The organism is Collinsella tanakaei (assembly GCF_016900375.1).
Taxonomy (GTDB): domain Bacteria; phylum Actinomycetota; class Coriobacteriia; order Coriobacteriales; family Coriobacteriaceae; genus Collinsella.
Genome location: NZ_JACJKB010000002.1, coordinates 1 through 18370, shown reverse-complemented (window position 1 = coordinate 18370; position 18370 = coordinate 1). Strand labels below are relative to the sequence as shown.

The following is an 18370-nucleotide window of genomic DNA, read 5'->3' as shown; positions in this document are numbered from 1 at the left end:
TCAAGCAAAACCCAAGCACAACAGCATGTTCCGCCGCTTCGTGGCGTATTACGGACCGCAGAAGCACCTGTTCATCGCCGACACCGCCTGCGCGCTCGTGCTCGCGGGCATCGACCTCGCGTTCCCCATCATCCTTCGCAACCTCACCGGTGGCCTGTTCCTCGAGGGCTCGCAGGCCATCATGGGCTCGCTCGGGCTCATCGCCATCGGCCTCGTGGTCATGTACGCCGTGCGCACCGGCTGCAAGTACTTCGTGTCGGCCCAGGGCCACATCATGGGCGCGCGCATGGAGTCCAAGATGCGCGAGGACCTGTTCGACCAGTACGAGCGCTTCTGCTTCTCGTACTTCGACCGCGTGAACTCCGGCGACATGATGAGCCGCGTGGTCAACGACCTCTTCGACATCTGCGAGGGCGCCCATCACCTGCCCGAATGGATCATCATCTGCGGCATCGAGATCATCGGTGCCTTCGTGATCCTGTTCACCATCGCGCCGGTGCTCGCGGGCGTCATGGCCGTCATCACCGCGATCTTCGTTGCCATCATGGTGCGCCAGAACCTCACCATGCGCGCGGTGTTCGCGGACAACCGCAAGAAGATCTCGGGCGTGAACTCGCAGCTCCAGGACTCGCTTGCCGGCATCCGCGTCGTCAAGTCGTTCGCCAATGAGGCCACCGAGCGCGCCAAGTTCCGCCGCTCCAACGTCGCCTACCTCGACTCCAAGGTCGAGCAGTACCACGCCATGGGCGCCTACCAGGCAACGAGCGCCCTCATGACCGGCGTGCTCTACACCACGATCGTCGTGCTCGGCGGCTACCTGATCGCCGCGGGCAACATGACGGCTGTCGACCTCGCCACGTTCGCGCTGTACATCAGCCTGTTCGCCAGCCCCATCGACACGCTTGTGAACTCCACGGAGACGTTCCAGAAGGCCATCGCCGGCTTCAAGCGCATGGACGAGGTGCTGGCCACGATCCCCGACATCGAGGACGCGCCCGACGCCAAGCCGCTGCAGGTGAGCGAGGGCGCCATCGAGTATCGCGACGTCTGCTTCTCGTATAAGGATGTGGAGCTTGGCGGCCGCGCGGAGGGACGCCCCGTGATCGACCACCTCAACCTGGCGATCCGTCCCGGCGAGACCATCGCGCTCGTGGGCCCGTCCGGCGGCGGCAAGTCGACCACGTGCTCGCTGCTGCCGCGCTTCTACGACATCGACGCCGGCGCCATCGTCATCGACGGCCAGGACGTGCGCGACGTCACGCAGGAGAGCCTGCGCCGCGCCATCGGCCTCGTGCAGCAGGATGTGTACCTGTTCGACGGCACCATCCGCGAGAACATCGCCTACGGCCGCCCGGATGCGACGGACGCCGAGGTCGAGGACGCCGCGCGCCGCGCGAACATCCACGAGTTCATCTGCTCGCTGCCCGGTGGCTACGACACCGTCGTGGGCGAGCGCGGCGGCCGCCTGTCAGGCGGTCAGAAGCAGCGCGTGGCTATCGCGCGCGTGTTCCTGAAGAACCCCGCGATCCTGATTCTGGACGAGGCCACGAGCGCGCTCGACAACGAGAGCGAGGAGGCCGTGCAGCAGGCGCTCGAGGAGCTCGCTCGCGACCGTACGACAATCATCATCGCGCACCGCCTGTCCACGATCAAAAACGCCGACGAGATCGCCACGGTGGAGTGCGGCCGGGTCGTGGAGCGCGGCACGCACGAGGAGCTGCTCGCGCGCGGCGGCATCTACGCGCGCTACTACCGCATGCAGTTCGAGGGCGTCCGCGCCGGGGAGTAGGCGCTGGCTGGCGCGGGGGCGTAGCTTTCGGGCGACCGGTTTGTTCGGGGCCGTGTTTCTCCGTTGCCGCTTGCGGTCTTGGCTCGGCCTTTGCTCCCGGCGCCCCGCGCTCGCGCCCCTGGCTCGTTGCCGCCGGCTCTGGTTGCCCCGCCGCCGCCCCTCCCTGGCGCAATTGGGGACGTAGCAGGCGGAGGCCATTTTTGGCCTCCGCCTGCTACGTCCCCAGAGAGGCCAGGGCGGGGTCGGGAAGGAAACTCCTCGGTGTTTCCCATGTGAGAACTTCCACGCGGGCGCTGCGGGCGCGATAAACCGCTAGGATTGATTCAGGATTTCCACGCGGCGGGCGCGGGCTCGCCGCTGCATGTTGAGGGTACGCGATGGCAAAGAGACCGCCTCTTACAGCTGATGAAGCGACAGAGCTCTTTTCCGAGCTGGATGACTCCGGCGTCGTTGACCCCATGCGCGCTCGCGACGCGTCGCGCCGTCGCGCAGCCCGCGATCGCGCGCGCGAGGAGGGCGGCGACGAGGCCGTCAGCAAGCTCGAGTCCGATCACCGGCGCCGCCGTCGCGCGAGCCAGGCGAAGGTCGACCCGCTTTCGACCGACGACCCCTCGGGCTCCAAGGTGGGCGAGGCCATCACCCGCACCGCCATGCTCTGCATCATCGGCGTGCTCGTGTTCGTGCTGGGCATGCAGATCGTCTACGGCGTGAGCCGCCGCCTGAACACCGCGAACCTGTCCGAGCGCACAACGGTCGAAACGGTCACGCACGCCATGGAGAGCGGCGTGGAGTGGGGCAACGGCTTCACGCAGTTCCCCGAGGAGTTCACGGTCGAGGAGGCCGACGAGCACACGGGCGTCGTCGAGGTCTCCGTGGTGGACACGACGTCCAAAAACGAGCTCGAGCTGCTGTCCAACTCGCAGATCCAGGCGGCCGCGCTCGCCACGAACGCCCTGCTCAACGACAAGATCAACCGCGTCATGTACAACGTGTACGTGCGCGTGGACGACAACGGCAACTTCGTGCACGACAGCTTCTTCGGCTTCATCAAGGGCCAGGGCGTGCAGCGCGCCATGCTCACGTTCATCTGGACCAAGGAGGTCGCCGCCGGCACGAGCAACATCGACTGGGAGCTGCGCATCGTCGGCATGGACGACGAGACAGCCGCCAAGATTCAGGAGCAGGTGAACTCGGTGTCGTCGCTGGCCGAGAGCTCGGAGCTCACGCAGGACGACATCAACGAGGAGCGCGCCGAGCAGCAGCTCGAGAGCGCCCTGCACGGCAGCGAGGTATTCACAGGCGGAAAATCCGAGAAGGATCCTTCACAATTCCTGCCCAACGACGAGGCTCCGGCACCTGACGCCGAGCAGTAAGCTGCAGGGCGCCGGCAAAACCGCAGGATAGCGCGGCGCGTCCCGCAGCTGCTCACCCGAATCCAACAGGGCGGTCCGTCGCGGAAGAGATGCCCGTAAGATCGCGAGGGAAACATTTTCCGCCGTGCGCCCGGGCGCGTTCGGGCCGGTATACGCTGGCCCCATGAGTACGTTTGACTTCGGCGTCACCCTCTGCGGCGCAACGGCATTCCAATGGCATCGCATCCCACCCGTGGTCCGCGACCTGCTGCAAGACGATCTCGACCTCACGGTTCGAGCCGATCGCCGCTGTCTACCAAAGCGCGGGGCACATCTCGGCTACCTCACGGTGCCACTGTCCGTGTTGGCGACCGATCGCACATCTATCCATGAAACGAAAGCATTCAGTTATCGGCTGCGGACGGGCGAGCTTTTGCCCGGCGACCGCGTGCCCATCGACCCCTATCTCGAGGTGACCTCGCCGGCAATGACGCTGCTTACCATGGCTCCCAAAGTGAGCGAGCTGCACTTGACGATGATGGTTTGCGAGTTCTGCGGCGCCTTCTCGAGCATTCATCTCGAGGAAGAGCACCGGGAAGCGGTGCGCAAACTGGTACGAGGCAAAAAGTTGCCCGATGATGGATGGAAACCGCTGTTTGTCAGTTCAAACGGCGCGCCCGACCCAATGGCCTCTGAGGGAAGCACCCTATCCGATTTATGGCAGCGGTCGCCGCTGCTTACACTCGAAGAGCTCCATGCTTTTGTGGCAAAGCATGAGGGCGAATGGGGCGTCGAGAAGCTTCGCCGCGCTGTCGACCACGCGTTTGAGGGGGCGCGTTCGCCCTTTGAGATCCAGGCCGCGCTGGCGTTCGACACGCCGCGGCGAGCCGGAGGCGAGGGTTTCGCTTTGATCGGTCTCGACGAGGAGATTCCTTTGAGCATGCAGGCACGGAGTATTTTGCATCAGAACCGCTGCTACGCCGACCTGCTGTTTCCCGGTCCGAAGGGTTGCCCGGGCGTAATCGTGGAATGCCAGGGGCGCTCGGTGCACGGTGCATCGGGGAAGACGGACAGGGATATCCGGCGCGTTTCGGCTCTCGAGACCGATGGCTACCGCATTATGCTCATCACCTACGATATGCTGGCGAACATCGATGCGTACCACCGGGTCGTGAGGCTTCTGGCAGACAAGATGGGCTTCTCCTATGTGCCGAAGTCGGAATTCCTCTTGAAGCGGGAGGAAGCATTCCGGCGTGAGCTGTTTGTCAATTGGAACGAGCTCGGAAAGATGCTGGCTCCCAAGAAGAAAAAGAGAGAAGCGTGACGCAGGCAGGCACAAGTAAGTGCAGCGAGCTGTTGGCGTCGCGAATCTGGTTTCCGATAGGTCAAGGCGCCGCAATGAGCCTGTTCGGAAAGTTATGGAGGCCGTTTTCAGCGAATCTTGTCCGGGGCTCTGAGTAGAGCGGCATTTCCCTAAAATCGGCAAACGTCTGACCTGCGGTTTTGTTATGTGTTCAAAGTCAATTGCGGGCTTGTACTCGACCCCCGGCGCGAGTTTCGCTGAAAACGGCCTTCATAACTCTGCCGACCCTCTGTTGCGAGGTGTTTCGAGGGGCGCAAACGCGAAAACCCGGCCCGCCGGGGCGGCGGAACGCCGCCCCGGCGGGCCGGGTTCGGTCGTAAGTGCGCCACGCTCCCTAGATAAGCCCCTCGACTTCGAGTCTGCGGCCCAGCGCCTCCTGGTGGATGGCGTACTGCAGCGCCGTCTCTGCCGTGATGCGGCCCGCGCGCACGAGGTTGAACAGGCTTTGGTCCATGGTGCGCATGCCGTCGGCCCCGCCCGCGGCGATAACGCTGTCGATCTGGTGGGTCTTCTCCTCGCGGATGAGGTTGCGGATCGCCGTGTTGGTGATCATGATCTCGAACGCCGGCGCCACGCCGCCATCGACGGTGGGCACGAGCTGCTGGCTCACGATAGCCTGCAGCACCTGCGAGAGCTGCATGCGGATCTGTCGCTGCTGCGTGGGCTGGAACGCGTCGATGATGCGGTCGACGGTGCCCGCGGCACCGGTCGTATGCAGCGTCGAGAAGATCAGCTGCGCCATCTCCGCCGCGGTCACCGCCGTGCCGATGGTCTCGGCGTCGCGCATCTCGCCGAGCAGGATCACGTCGGGCGCCTCGCGCATCGCGGAGCGCAGCGCCTCGGCGTACGTGGCCACGTCGGTGGGGATCTCGCGCTGCGTCACGATGCAGCTGCCGTGCCGGTGCACGTACTCGATCGGATCCTCCATGGTGATGATGTGCCCCGACCGCTCGTGGTTCAGCCGGTCGATCATGCACGCGAGCGTGGTGGACTTGCCGGCGCCGGCCGGACCCGTCACCAGCACGAGGCCCTTCTGGAACCGCGCGACGCGCAGCACCTCCTCGGGGATGTCGTAGTCAGCCGGGTCGGGCAGGCCGAAGGGGATTACGCGGATCACGGCGCCGACCGATCCGCGCTGCCTGAACACGTTCACGCGGAAGCGGCCGATGCCGAACAGCGCGAACGAGAAATCCTCGTCGTGGTTGGCGCTCGCGGCAAAGCGGTCGTACGGCCTGCCGGCGACCTCGTAGATCGCGCGCACCGCGGCCTCGGTGTCGGCAGGCATGAGCGGTCCGCTCTCCGACGAGCGCACCTGGCGGCCGTCGACGCGGTAGGTGAGCGGCAGGCCCGCGACGATGAAGATGTCGGAGGCGCGCGCCTCGATCATGCTGCTAAGGAACTCGGTGAGGTTCATGGTCTACTCCTATTCCTGCTCGGGCGCGGCGCCCGTGCTCGGTTGCTCTGCGGACTCTCCTGGGCCAGCCCAAACGGTGTCGCTCGTGTCCTCGGTCCAAAGGGTCGTTGCGCGCCACGCCTCGACCGCGAACGAAAGGTCGTCGGCAATGCGAAGCTCGATGTCGAGAGCTCGGCCCGAGGGTGTGACGAATCGGACGGCAACAACGGCGTCGTCGGCATCGACGGACACTTCGTCGACCGCCGGTGCCAGGGAAGCGTCTTCAGCAGAGGAGCTCGCGTCCGCGGCGGCCTGTGCGGCAAGGTCGGGAAGGGCGCCCTCAAGTGCCCCGAGCGCATACGCCTGTGTGGCTCCCGCGTCGCGCTCGTCGGCAAGCCAGGTATCCAGCGAGGCAAGCAGCGCCTGACCGGCGCTTTCGTTGGAGTACAGCGCCTGCACCGACTCCGCCTGCCGCTCGGCGCGATGCTCGCTGGCCCGCGCGGTCACGAGCGTGAGCACGGCCAGCACGGCCAGGCAGATGACGATAACCAGGGCAAACAGGCTTACCGGTCCCATGCGGACCGAACCGCGTGCGCGCGCCATCAGGCATCACCGCCCTCGGCCGAATTCGCAGCCGCAGCAGCACTCGCGCCCACGTATCGCGCGGTGTCGAGCGTATACACCGTGGCCCCGTCGTCCTCAGCGGTCACCACGATATGCGCGCGCATTAGTCCATCGGCATCAGAAGCAACCTCGCAGGTGGCGGACAGCCCGTCCTCGTAGGTAACCCCGGCGGTGCCTGCCGGATCGGCGGCAAAGCGCTCGGCGACGTTCGAGGCCAGCTCCACCGCGCGGGCCAGCTCGGCTGCGCGCTCGCCCTGCACGCTCGCGCGCGACAGCACCTGCATCAGCAGCCCGAGAGACGCCACGAGGAACAGCAGGATCACGAGCGCCTCGACAAGCAGCGCGACCCCGCTGCCCTTGCCGCCGGAGAAGCGGCCCGCCGCGGCGCGCGAGATGGGGGAGCGTCCGGTCATAGCACACCTCCCTGTTCGCAGCGCAGCGCCACCTCGACGGTGCCGGCGTCGGTCGCAACGCTCAGCAGCCCGAGCTCGGCGTCGAACGTGATCTCGAACGTGCTGCTATCCACCACGGGCGTCGCGCCCGCGGGGCCGTACGCGGCCTCGGCGGGCGCATACTCCTGCACCACCTGGCCGTTATACAGGTAAAACCGCGTCTCGTACGTACCGCTTTCCAGATACTCGGCAAGCACGAGCGACGCCCCTTCCGGCCCGCGTCCGATCTGCACGGAGTTGGCAGCGTCGGTGGCGTGCACCGCGTTGGCGATAAGCCCGGTCGAAAGCCGCGCCTCGCCGCTCGTCGCATCGAGGGCGCGCAGCGAGCGGAACAGGCCGGTGCCCGCCGCCATGGCGAGCATGAGGCCGACGGCGAACAGGCCGAACAGCGCGACGGTGAACAGGTGACGCGCCCGGTCGGTTAGCCGTGCGATGCCGGAGCCCTCCGCGCGCCCGGCTCGAAGCGACGCGAGCCGCGTCTCGCCCAGAGCGTCGAGCAGGGCGTCCGCGCGCTGGGAATCCGTACCCGTTGCGCGCGCAGCAGCGGCCTGCCGCTCCTCGACCAGCGCAGCCATGCGCCCGGATTGTCCAGAGCGCTCCGCGTGCCTGCGCTCCCTTTGCCAGCTAAACGCGCTCATCGCGGCACCACCCTCACGCTGGGCATGACGTTGGCGGCGTATGATTCGTACGTGATGGCAAAGTCGCTGCGGTTCACGGTCAGGCCGTAATGCTCCTCAAGGTAGGCGAGCGACGGGGGATACGACCCCTCGATGGCGCAGCACTGCAGCGCGGCGTCGAGCACGGCCGAGCGGACCGACTCCGCCGCCTGCTGGCGCATCATATGGCCCACGGTCGGCGCGGCCAGGGCAAGCGCGCAAACGAGCGCCGCGAACACGCCCAGGCCAAGCCCTATGCGCTTCCGCCAGCTTCGCTGCTCCATCGTCTCACCTCCTCATATCGCGCCGGCATCCGTGCGCCGTCGCGTCGAAAACTAACATCTCGGCCGGGTCGATCGGCCGGTCCGGCCGGGTAGCCCGCGCGCCGGCCGGCCCAAACGGCCTCCGGCTGGCCCAAGCCCCCGCCCCGCACCCAGCAAAGCCCTACCCGATAGCCCCCAACATGCCCACCAGCGGCAGCATGACCGCCACGAGCGTGGCGCCCACGCTCACCGTCAGCAGCGCGGCCAGCACGGGCTCCACCGCATCGACCACGCGGTCGATCTGCTCCACCGCGGCGTCGAAGAACGTGGCCGAAAGGCGCTCGAGCACGCCATCCATGCTGCCCGTGCGCGAGCCGATGGCAAGCATCCGCGCGTACACGGGGTCGAACACCTCGAACTCAACGATTGCCTGCGGCAGGCTCAGCCCGCGCGCGGGATCGACCATCGCGGCATGTGCGGCCACCAGCCGGTCGTGCAGCAGGGGATGCGCCGTGGCGGCCATGCCCTTGTGCACCGCGGTGTTGGAGTCGGCGCCCGACGCCAGATACGCCGAGGCGGCCGAGCAAAACCGGCTCAGAGCCAGCTGGTACATGGCGTCGCGCGTGGCGGGCAGCCGCTCGAGCAGGGCCAAGATCCGCTCCTGCCCGGCCGGCGTGCGCACGGCAAACGCCGCCACAAGCGCTACCACGCAGGCCGCAAGCGTCACCACCAGCGCCACCCAGCCGACAACAATGCCCACGCCCACGGCGGTAAACGACCCGCCGGTCAGGCCGCCGGCAAGCTCATCGTATACATTCAAAAACACAGGCAGGATGCCCACCACGGTAAACGCCAGGATCACGCTCATCACGCACAGCAGGCCCGCGGGGTACGCCACGCTGGAGCGCAGCCGCGCAAAGGTGCGCGCCTCCTCGTCGTAGTACACCGAAAGCGAGCGCAGCACGTCCTCGAGCCGGCCGGAGCGCTCGCCGATGCCGATCAGCGTCACCGCGTAGGCGGGGAACGCCCCCGTGGCGCGCAGGGCGTCGGCCAGCGACTTCCCGCGGCACAGCTCGGCATACGCTGCGTCGCACGCGCGACGCAGCGGCGTAGGGCCCATGCCCTCGGTGATCAGGCACACGGCTTCGTCGGTCTGGATGCCGGCTGCGAGCATGACGGCGCAGCCATCGCAAAAGGCGGCGACCTCCGCGCCGTCGAGCAGAGCCGCTGCAGGCACGCGCGTGCCCGCCTGCTCGCTCGCGGCGCCCGCGGCCCCGCCGGTGGAGGCGCCCCGACCCGGCGTCTCCGTGCGATTCGTAGCGGTGTCAGTCATCCAAAACCCCAATCGCTTTCGTTCAGTATACATAGCGGTCGGTGTAATCGGTGCCGTCGCCCACGGTGGGCGAGGCCCCGGCCGCCGCAAAGGTCAGGTCGACGCGCGTCCACGTGTTGGCGTCCACGCGGATCTGCACGCTGATCCATTCGCCGTCGATATACACCATGTTCCAGGCGTGGTAGATGCCGCTGGGCGATACATACCCCGTGATGATCTGGCAGGGGATGCCGAGGCTGCGAAACATCGCTGCGGCAAGCGAGGCGTAGTCAAAGCAGATGCCCGTGCCCGCCGAGAGCGTGGCGTCGGGGTCGGGCACGTAGCCCGTGGCGTCGGCCAGCTCGGCGGCCTTGTCGGTGTCGTAGGAGATGTTCGCCTGCACCCAGCTATACACGGCGCGTACGACATCACCTTCGTTCTGGGCGTCGGCGGCAAGCTCGCGCGCCAGCTGCACGCAGGAGCTGGCGTCGGTGTAGGCGCAGAACACGTTGGGCCGCAGGTAGGGCTCGAACTCCGAATCGAGCGCGACGTCGATCTGCTGCGCGGCGATCTCCACGTAGTTGGAGCCGCTCGTGTTCTGCATCACGCGCACGAGGTACGTGCCGTTTCCCATGTTGAGAGGGCACACGATGGGCGTGCCGTCGCCGGGGAGGTCGTAGTTGTAGCTCATGTCGCCGCAGGTTACCTGCAGCTTCAGGCGGTTCGCGTTGACGGCGGAGGCGGCCACGTAGCCCTGGGCGGCGTGCGAGGTGTCGATCAGCGCGTCGTTTTGCCCGGTGGCGGCCGTAGCGTCAAAGCCTGAGGTGGCAATCTGCGCAGGTTCGGAGTACGCCGGGCCCGAGGTGGATTCCTCGGCGCCGTCGGGCGAGGGCGAGGGGGAATCGCCTCCGCAGGCGGCAAGCACCGGGCACGCCGCGAGCGCCAGCGCCAGGGCGAGCACACAAGTCCCGGCGGCGCGGATGCCCGCCCGGGGCGCGCGGCAGGCGCGCTGAGCGCAAGAAGCGCGGTGTGCGTTGTGGCGTATGCGGCGCAAGCGACCTCCGACCCGGTACGCGGAAATGTGATACGCGGTTTGCTATGCCCCATCATACCCGGTGGGGCGCGCAAGCAGCGCGGGGAGTGGGCGGCGGTTGGATGGCGGGTACGAGGGGAGCGGGGCGTCGTGGTGGCGTGCTGCCTATGACGGTTGCGAGCGATGGGTGCGGGTTGGGGCTCTTATATATAAGTGATTAAAGGTGTCTGCCGAGCACGCTTGTTCGAACACCCGGGTGGTTCAACCAATACCGCCGCGCCGCCGTGCGAGTGCCCGGAGGCGGTGTCTGCGCCCTCGCGAAGCGATCATCTGGTCGTGCGCAGTGATCAACCCAAAACGAACCTTAAGCAGCTTAAACCCCATAAACGGACGCCCGTTCTGTCCGCTTTGTCTATTTGCTACCGCACCATGAACATTTTCTGAAAAATGTTGTTTACGTGGACGCTTTTTCGGGGTTTGATAATGCGCAGACCTTCAACCTTGCCTAGAATGTTACATGCGCAAATTTCTGGCGTGTAGGAATTCGGTCGGATGGATTCCTGCGCGTAGTCATCAGCGCCACACCGCCTGGGGCGGACATACAAACCCGCCTCGACGGTTGGGTGCATCACGGTGACTGTTTCTCGTTGGTCGGTTTTAGAGAAAGGGTCGGGTATGACGCGCACGCAATCGTCATGTCAACTTGACGAGACTCGCCGCTCTTCGCTGCGACTGCGGTTCCGCCGTGCCATGGTGGGAACGCTCGTTGCGGCGTTTACGGTATCGAGTCTCAACCTTCCGGCTATTGCTTATGCAGCGGGGCTGGATGGGACCTCGGCTGAGGCCGCGGAGCAGCTCGCGGAGCCTGCCGAGGATGAGTCGCTGGTAAGCACGCTCGCGACAACTGAAGAGGAGTCCTCGGACGAGGGCACTGAGGTCGCTGCCGCGGCTGAGGACAAGGCCGATGCGGTCAAGGTGGCCTTTAAGGTCGCCGACGCCGTGCTGACCTACACCGATGCCGAGGGCACCGAGCACAAGATCGAGAAGGACACTGACGGCGTGGAGCTCGCCTCCGACGCTGACTTCGCGTTTACCGTCAAGGCGAACGAGGGGTTTGAGGTTTCTCGTGTTGCGCTGGTTGCCGCCGATGAGGACGCGACCGAGACCGAGCTGACGGCTGATGAGGACGGTTTTTACACCGTTGAGGCTGATCAGTTGGTTGATGGCGTGGCTGTTAAGGTGGAGACCGCTGAGCAGCGGAAGGGCTTGCTTGAGATAGTTAACGATGCGCTTTTCGGCAATGTTGTTGACGAAAAGCAGCCTGACAAGACGTCTTCGAAGAGCGGCGAGAGCTCCATTTCTGCGGAAATCGCCGTACTCAATTCGGGGAGTTCGGAGCGTAAAGGTGAGTCGGTAAAGGCCCAGTTCTACGTAGTACGCCCTGATATGGACGAGGACGATACGGAAGATGAAAGTTGGATGTATGTCGGCGAGGGAACGATTAATCCCACGGGCTTGGATCTCACACCGTCGTTGAGTCCCAGTGACAACTCCCTCGACGTTGACGGGCGAGTGATCTCTTATCCTGATGCTGCCCAGGTCGAAGAGCGGATTGCTAACCTCTATAAGCTCGACCAAAAGAACTCAAAAATCAGCTATACGCCGTATAAGATCTCCTATCCCGATGGGTGGGTAGATGAAAAAGGCAATGTTCATGACAAAAATACCCCTACGTATCATGTCGATATGACTGTGTCCTATGCGACAACCTCTGAAGTGAATGCAAATTTCCATCTTTGGGATGCTGCTGGCCGTGGGTTCGAGCCGGTTAGGGAAGCGTATCAGACCATCATTCTCATAGATGGTCAAGGCAAAGTAAAACAGCCTGTCGGCACTTATCCGGAAACTAAAACTGTAAACGGCATAACGTATGTTTTTAGCGGTTGGTATGATAATCGAGAAATGACTGGCAAACAGGTCTATTTCCCGGATGTCGTGACCGACGCCATGAATTATTACGCGAAGTATGAACCGCTAAATGCGTATTCTGTAATGTATCATGACGAGCACAATAATGCTAACGACAAGGTGCTCTCGAAACTTAACCATGATTATCCGCAAAACAAAACCGCCTATGCGGCAACGAGTGAAGATGTGAAAAACGTTGGCGGCGAAATCGTTCAAGGCGGCAGTGAACAAAAACTAGTTGGTTGGTCTACCGTTCCGCAAAATGGAACCCTGAATGGTAAGGACAAGTTCAAGGAACTTGTAACCGCCGGTTATTATGTTGCATTTGGCCAGGAGCTTCTAAAGGACGATACTGACCTATACGCAATCTGGATGAAGAAGGCGGATGTCGAAGTCTATTTCCATGACATCAATTACCTGTCTGGCGAGGCGGGTAATAACGCTCAGAACATGCCGGACAATGTAACCGATGTTGCGGCATATACCGAGCAGGTGCGATCTGACACAACTCCGACCTGGTCGGATCACACCTTTGTCGGGTGGGAGTTGACCACGCCCTCCGGTTTCGAAATCAACGAGGATGGCTCTTTCACCATGCCCGAGGAAGATGTGGTCTTCACAGCCATGTGGAAGGAAGCGGCTCAGCCGATTACCATCGAGGTTTACAAGGATAACCAGAAGGTCAAGGCTTCAGATTATGTGGAGGCTTCGAACCTTGGTGGGCATACCGCGGACTTCGAAGCGACCGATGACGGCAATAACAACATTAAGGTTTCCTATACCTACAAAAGCCTGAATTGTGCCGACATCAAATTGGCAGTTAAACAGTTCGAGGGCTATGCCAGCTACAGCGTTGAAGTTAAGTCGGATGACGAAAGCGATACGACCGCTAATGGCCAAACTGCCAAGTTCGACATTTCATGGGTCGAGGATGGCAAGTATTGGAGCTTGGACAATATTCCAAGTGGGGCAACAATTACCGTAACGCTGACCAAAAAGAGCTCGACTTATACGGTTCGGCATTGGTTCCAAAATGTAGATAACGATGAATTCGCACAGAACGATGCCATTCAGCCAAGTGAGATCATGCCGGGTCTTATCGGAAGTAAGACCGAAGCCAGTGCTAAGGATGTAGTCGGCTTTACCGCTAGAAGTTTTGACCAAGTGATTATTAAAGCTGGAGGAGATAGCGTTGTTGATATTTTCTACGAGCGCAACTCCTACGAAGTGAGCTACAGCTACGAGGGGGACGTGCCCAAAGGCGCTCCCTCGGTGCCGGCCACGGCTGAGCGCAAATACGGCGAGACCGTGACCGTGGCTGGCGATCCGATCCTCGAGGGCTACACCTTCAGCGGCTGGTCGACGGAGGACGCCTCCGTCTCCGAGGGCTCGTTCCAGATGCCGGCGGACACCGTCAAGATCACGGGAAAGTGGACTGCCAAGAAGGACACCAAGTACACGGTCGAGCGCTACCTGCAGAACCTCGACGGGTCCTATCCCGAGAAGGCCGCCTACACGGACGCCGAGACCAAGGGCACCACGGGCGAGACCGCCAAGGCCGACACCTCCGTGTCCTACGAGGGCTTTACCTTCGATAAGGATAACGAGAAAAACGTCCTCGAGGGCACCATCACCGGCGACGGCGAGCTTGTCCTCGAGGTCTACTACGAGCGCAACTCCTACAAGGTGACCTACGACTACGGCGAGGCCCCCGCGGGCGCAAGTGCGTTGCCTGATAGCGGTACATACAAGTACGGCGAGATCGTGACCGTGGCCGCCGCCGCGACAGCCCCCGCCTACACCTTCAGCGGTTGGAAGACTGAAGACACTACTGTCTCAGACACCACCTTTGAAATGCCTGCTGATGACGTGAAGTTCGTCGGTTCATGGGAGCCGATTGATGGTGTCTACCCCGTCTATTTCTATACGCTAATTCCTGGTGCTGATATTAACAGCGGAGCCGCTCCCAATCAGATTTGGAACGGCATGGGCGTTGGATCGGTAGAGGGCCTCAGGGAGCCGGGATTTTATGAGGTAAACAGTGTCAATCTCAGTGGAGAGGACGTTAGCGTAACCTTCCCGAACGGCTATCCTGACATTACTGTTGACGGGGAAACTTATAAACATGCCGAGCCTGGTTCGGAGAATGAAAACAAGAAGGGTTATTACACGATAGAGTGGTTCCGTCTGGTTGCGGCAGATGGGGCCAATGCCGGCAACAACAATTACAATCCTGTTATCCCGAACGGCACACCGACCTTCCATTACGATGGGCAGATTTTCCTGAACGATACGGACTATTGCAACGTTACTTGGCGAGTCAGGATGCCCGAGGCTGATGATTTTGAGATTCAGCCTGACTATTCTGTCCGAGTTGAGAGCGGCTCTTTGGAAAATGAACTTACTAGGCCAGAAGAGATTAAGCCTGAGGAAGAGGCGCTTCCAAAAACGATTGAAGCCAACGGGACTGTCTATACGCTTTGCGGTTGGTACACAGATGAGGAGTGCGCGCAGCTGGCGCAATTCTCCGATGAGCAGATAGTGGAGGACAGGGATTACTACGCTTATTACGAAGAGGTGTGGGCGTGGTACGAGGTCGAGTACTATCTCCAGAACCTCGACGGCAGCTATCCTGTGGATGCTTCGCATAAGGACGGTAGAAAGGGCGTAGCTGGTAAGATCGCTACAGCCGATACCTCTGTGTCCTTCGAGGGATTCACCTTCGATGGAGATAACGCGAACAATGTTCTCGAGAAGACCATCACTGCTGACAACGAAGTCGTCCTCAAGGTCTACTACGAGCGCAACTCCTACAAGGTGACCTACGACTACGGCGAGGCCCCCGCGGGCGCAAGCGAGCTGCCCGCAGATGGCACGCACAAGTACGGCGAGACCGTGACCGTGGCCGCCGACGCGAAGGCACCCGGCTACACCTTCAGCGGCTGGTCGACGAAGGACGCCTCCGTCTCCGAGGGCTCCTTCCAGATGCCGGCGAAGGCCGTTACGATCACGGGAACCTGGACCGCCAACACGGATACTAAGTACACGGTCGAGCGCTACCTGCAGAACCTCGACGGGACCTACCCCGAGAAGGCCACCTACACGGACGCCGAGACCGAGGGCACCACGGGCGAGACCGTCAATGCCGACACCTCCGTGTCCTACGATGGCTTCACCTTCGATTCCGACAACGGGGGCAACGTCCTCGAGGGCACCATCACCGGCGACGGCGGGCTCGTCCTCAAGGTCTACTACGAGCGCAACTCCTACAAGGTGACCTACGACTACGGCGAGGCCCCCGCGGGCGCAAGCGGTCTGCCCACCGAGACGACCTACAAGTACGGCGCCGATGTGGATGTGGCCGCCGCCGCGACGGCACCGGGCTACACCTTCAGCGGCTGGTCGACGGATGATGCCATTGTTGCCGAGGGCTCCTTCAAGATGCCGGCAAACGACGTTGTGTTCGAGGGCACTTGGACGCTCAACAACCCCGGCGGTGGCGGCGGTGGGAACACCGACGACGATGACGACGAGAAGGATCCCGAAATCCCCGGCGGCGGCGAGGAGGATGACGATCCCAGTAACCCGCCGACCGACCCGGACGATCCTACGGACGAGCCTGACAACCCCAGCACCGACGAACCCGACACTCCGGACACGCCGGATACCCCCGACACGCCGGATACCCCGGACACTCCCGACACCCCGACTCCCACGCCCACCCCGACTCCGACCCCGGTGACCCCGGGCGACGGTGGCGGCACTACGGGCGGCGGCGCCACGGGTGGCGGTACGACCCCCGGCGGCACCACGCCGACCGGTACCACCGGTACGCCTGGCACGGGTATCACAACGACCACCACGGGCGACGGTGATACCCCGGATGCCGACGAGACCCCGGCTCCCGTCGAGGAGGAGACCATCGCCGACGATGACACCCCGCTGGCTAGCGGCGAGACCATCGAGGACGACGAGACTCCGCTCACCAACGCAGAACATCGCAGCTGCTGGGTGCACTGGGTCATGGTCGTGGGTCTGGTTGCCAGCGCCATCTACTTCGTGGGCGCGGTCATCCACCGCAAGAAGTTCACGGACGACCTCAAGGACTTTGAGGATGCCCTGAACAACAACCGCAACGCCTAGAGCAGGAAGGAGAACACGATGAAGAAGTCCAACATCATCATCACGGCTGTTGCAGCCATCGCGTCGATCTTCCTGCTGTGGCTGTGGTACTTCCTGGGGTTCAACGAGGTCGACTCTCCGACTGACCTCGTTGTTTCCATCGCCTGGTGGGCCGTCGTCATCGGCGGTGCCGCTCTGGTGGCGCGCTTCGAGAAGCAGCGCTGCTATCAGATCCGCACGATGTACGTTGCCCCCAACTGCCTGTACAACAGCGAGTACGGAATCGCTCCCCTCGCTTCCGGCATCTCCGCGGCTCCCGCGGCCATCGCGCGCATGCTCGAGGGTCTGGAGTACAGCTTCCACACCGAGGCTGCTCCGGATCAATCCGACCCGAGCCGGCGCGTCGACTTCCGCTACATCGTCCGTACGGACGTGTACAAGGCCGACGATGGCAATGCCGGCGCGAGTTCCAACGAGCGCTGGGAGGGTGAGGTCGTGAACGTCGCTACCGGCCAGACGACCCCCTTCACCTCCCGCACCGAGCTCGCGGCGTTGCTCGCCGCGTAGCCGACCGGCCATACCCGGCCGAGTGGAAACGGGCTGCATGCCTCACGGCATGCAGCCCGTTTTTCGTGCAGAGATGGGGACAGGTTCCGGGTTTTAAGTTTGGGGACGGCCCCCAGGTTTTCATGGGGGAGCGGTCCTGGCCATGGGCGTTGTCCGCTCCCGATTCGGTTCCGAGAATATATATATATTCTCAGGACGCACCAACCCCGAATCCTGCGGAAACGTCAAATGCGGCGTCGAGAATATATATTGTCGGATCGGACTGGTCGGGCCTGGGCAAGCTCGTTCGGTGTCAGCGATCGAATTCGAATGCGGCGCTCGCCGATAAATGTGACCTCGTTGCCAGACTTTACTGTACGGCGCTTCCATTCCGTCTGTACCGTTAGTTCAAGCGGACAATCTGGGTGGAAGGGGGCGCATATGGGCGCGCACGTTAGTTGGAAGCAAAGAGCACTGGCAGCGCTTGCAGTGCCGATCGCTTTGTCGCTCGCTCTTGTGGGCATCGGTGTCGCGCCAGTACGCGCGTTCGCGCAGGAAGATGGCGCGATAGAGCTGCTCGCCTACCGTGGTTTCCCCGACGTCGACCCCGACGACTGGTACGTGACCAGCGGCTCGCTCGACTACGCGGTTGACCATGACCTGTTCCATGGTTACGACAACGGCTACTTTGGCCCTTGGGACAACGTGACGCGCGCTCAAGTCGCGGCAGTGCTGCACAACATTGCCGGCAACCCGCAGGCTTCCTCGGAGCCGTTCGCCGATGTCGATTACGGCCTGTGGTACGGCGACGCTATCTCGTGGGCGCGCTCGACAGGTGTCGTGAGCGGCTTTGGCGACACGAATACCTTTAAGCCCGACGAGCCGGTCACGCGCGAGCAGCTGGCCGTCATGCTGGCCAACTACGCTGAGCGTATTGCAAAGCTGGACGTGTCGAGCGATGGACGAGCGCTCGAACAGATCGACGGCGCCTTGCAGGTATCAGACTGGGCGTATTCCGCCATGAGCTGGGCGGTCGACAACAAGATTCTGTCGGGTGTCGTTGACTCCGGTGGCGTCGCGCACGTGAACCCTCGGGATACCGCGCAGCGCTGCCAGGCGGCCAAGATGGTGTCGGTGCTGCACGCCGACGTGCTCGGGCTCGGTGACGTGAGTATTTGCCCCTTTTGATACCGCCCAATATCGCGACTTGATACCGGCGGTATCGCGAGCCGATACCGCCGGCGTTTCCTATCGGTACCGGTCGGCGCGCCCTACTCCGATCCGGCCCCCAGCTTCCTCCTCATGTTCATCTCGCCCATGCCGACCCAGGCGGCGCCGTGGACGATGCGGTCCATGATGGCGTCGGCGTGCACCCCGCCGCCCAGCCTGGCGTGCCAGTCCTTCTGGCGGAACTGGGTGCAGAAGACGGTGGACGCCGTGCCGTAGCGGGCCTCCATGAGCTCGAGCAGGAAGCCCCGGAAGAGCTCGTCGGGGCGG

14 protein-coding genes are annotated in these 18370 nt (G+C 63.1%); 6 read left to right on the top strand and 8 right to left on the bottom strand.

What is annotated here, in order from left to right; genetic code table 11:
- Nucleotides 1-25 precede the first annotated feature (25 nt).
- The 3 genes from H6A16_RS01425 (at nt 26) to H6A16_RS01415 (ending at nt 4465) form a co-directional block, all read left to right on the top strand.
- A complete protein-coding gene (locus tag H6A16_RS01425; protein WP_204615798.1) occupies nt 26-1789 on the top strand; it encodes an ABC transporter ATP-binding protein in 1764 nt (587 codons plus the stop codon).
- Nucleotides 1790-2166: 377 nt separating this feature from the next.
- The gene (locus H6A16_RS01420; RefSeq protein ID WP_204615511.1) at nt 2167-3162 is read left to right on the top strand and encodes a hypothetical protein; all 996 of its coding nucleotides are present in this window, start codon (nt 2167-2169) and stop codon (nt 3160-3162) included.
- Between the two features lie 163 nt (nt 3163-3325).
- Entirely contained in the window at nt 3326-4465 is a 1140-nt protein-coding gene (locus tag H6A16_RS01415; RefSeq protein ID WP_204615510.1) for a hypothetical protein, read from the top strand.
- A gap of 373 nt (nt 4466-4838) precedes the next feature.
- On the opposite strand, the gene H6A16_RS01410 is transcribed toward H6A16_RS01415, so the two are convergent.
- The 7 genes from H6A16_RS01410 to H6A16_RS01380 all read right to left on the bottom strand — a co-directional run bounded on the left by H6A16_RS01410 (nt 4839) and on the right by H6A16_RS01380 (nt 10165).
- Nucleotides 4839-5918 (bottom strand): type IV pilus twitching motility protein PilT, encoded by a 1080-nt coding sequence (locus H6A16_RS01410; protein ID WP_204615509.1) that lies wholly within the window; start codon nt 5916-5918, stop codon nt 4839-4841.
- A gap of 9 nt (nt 5919-5927) precedes the next feature.
- A complete protein-coding gene (locus H6A16_RS01405) occupies nt 5928-6500 on the bottom strand; it encodes a hypothetical protein (RefSeq protein WP_204615508.1) in 573 nt (190 codons plus the stop codon).
- The gene (locus H6A16_RS01400; protein ID WP_204615507.1) at nt 6500-6934 is read right to left on the bottom strand and encodes a hypothetical protein; all 435 of its coding nucleotides are present in this window, start codon (nt 6932-6934) and stop codon (nt 6500-6502) included. Before H6A16_RS01400 ends, H6A16_RS01405 begins: the two co-directional genes overlap by 1 nt.
- Nucleotides 6931-7548 (bottom strand): DUF4860 domain-containing protein, encoded by a 618-nt coding sequence (locus H6A16_RS01395; protein ID WP_204615505.1) that lies wholly within the window; start codon nt 7546-7548, stop codon nt 6931-6933. The genes H6A16_RS01400 and H6A16_RS01395 overlap by 4 nt, the downstream gene beginning before the upstream one ends.
- A 59-nt stretch (nt 7549-7607) precedes the next feature.
- A complete protein-coding gene (locus H6A16_RS01390; protein WP_204615504.1) occupies nt 7608-7913 on the bottom strand; it encodes a hypothetical protein in 306 nt (101 codons plus the stop codon).
- Between the two features lie 160 nt (nt 7914-8073).
- Nucleotides 8074-9225, bottom strand: coding sequence for a type II secretion system F family protein (locus tag H6A16_RS01385; RefSeq protein ID WP_204615502.1), 1152 nt, complete (start codon nt 9223-9225; stop codon nt 8074-8076).
- 22 nt (nt 9226-9247) lie between these two features.
- Nucleotides 9248-10165, bottom strand: a complete 918-nt coding sequence (locus H6A16_RS01380; protein WP_204615500.1) for a transglutaminase domain-containing protein — start codon at nt 10163-10165, stop codon at nt 9248-9250.
- Nucleotides 10166-10912: 747 nt separating this feature from the next.
- Here H6A16_RS01380 and H6A16_RS01375 point away from each other — a divergent pair.
- The 3 genes from H6A16_RS01375 to H6A16_RS01365 all read left to right on the top strand — a co-directional run bounded on the left by H6A16_RS01375 (nt 10913) and on the right by H6A16_RS01365 (nt 18061).
- The gene (locus H6A16_RS01375) at nt 10913-16348 is read left to right on the top strand and encodes an InlB B-repeat-containing protein (RefSeq protein WP_204615498.1); all 5436 of its coding nucleotides are present in this window, start codon (nt 10913-10915) and stop codon (nt 16346-16348) included.
- 18 nt (nt 16349-16366) lie between these two features.
- Nucleotides 16367-16894: a hypothetical protein gene (locus H6A16_RS01370; protein ID WP_204615496.1), complete on the top strand. Its 528-nt coding sequence runs from the start codon at nt 16367-16369 to the stop codon at nt 16892-16894.
- Between the two features lie 468 nt (nt 16895-17362).
- On the top strand, nt 17363-18061 hold the full coding sequence (locus H6A16_RS01365) for an S-layer homology domain-containing protein (RefSeq protein WP_204615494.1): 699 nt from the start codon (nt 17363-17365) through the stop codon (nt 18059-18061).
- Between the two features lie 83 nt (nt 18062-18144).
- Here H6A16_RS01365 and H6A16_RS01360 read toward each other — a convergent pair.
- On the bottom strand, nt 18145-18370 hold a 226-nt coding region (locus tag H6A16_RS01360), incomplete at its 5' end, for an ATP-binding protein (protein ID WP_204615492.1).

What these genes read in the sequence shown, in the direction of transcription:
- H6A16_RS01425 (WP_204615798.1), top strand. Translation starts at nt 26, where the DNA reads ATGTTCCGCCGCTTCGTGGCGTATTACGGACCGCAGAAGCACCTGTTC.
- H6A16_RS01420 (WP_204615511.1), top strand. Translation starts at nt 2,167, where the DNA reads ATGGCAAAGAGACCGCCTCTTACAGCTGATGAAGCGACAGAGCTCTTT.
- H6A16_RS01415 (WP_204615510.1), top strand. Translation starts at nt 3,326, where the DNA reads ATGAGTACGTTTGACTTCGGCGTCACCCTCTGCGGCGCAACGGCATTC.
- H6A16_RS01410 (WP_204615509.1), bottom strand. Translation starts at nt 5,918, where the DNA reads ATGAACCTCACCGAGTTCCTTAGCAGCATGATCGAGGCGCGCGCCTCC.
- H6A16_RS01405 (WP_204615508.1), bottom strand. Translation starts at nt 6,500, where the DNA reads ATGGCGCGCGCACGCGGTTCGGTCCGCATGGGACCGGTAAGCCTGTTT.
- H6A16_RS01400 (WP_204615507.1), bottom strand. Translation starts at nt 6,934, where the DNA reads ATGACCGGACGCTCCCCCATCTCGCGCGCCGCGGCGGGCCGCTTCTCC.
- H6A16_RS01395 (WP_204615505.1), bottom strand. Translation starts at nt 7,548, where the DNA reads ATGGCTGCGCTGGTCGAGGAGCGGCAGGCCGCTGCTGCGCGCGCAACG.
- H6A16_RS01390 (WP_204615504.1), bottom strand. Translation starts at nt 7,913, where the DNA reads ATGGAGCAGCGAAGCTGGCGGAAGCGCATAGGGCTTGGCCTGGGCGTG.
- H6A16_RS01385 (WP_204615502.1), bottom strand. Translation starts at nt 9,225, where the DNA reads ATGACTGACACCGCTACGAATCGCACGGAGACGCCGGGTCGGGGCGCC.
- H6A16_RS01375 (WP_204615498.1), top strand. Translation starts at nt 10,913, where the DNA reads ATGACGCGCACGCAATCGTCATGTCAACTTGACGAGACTCGCCGCTCT.
- H6A16_RS01370 (WP_204615496.1), top strand. Translation starts at nt 16,367, where the DNA reads ATGAAGAAGTCCAACATCATCATCACGGCTGTTGCAGCCATCGCGTCG.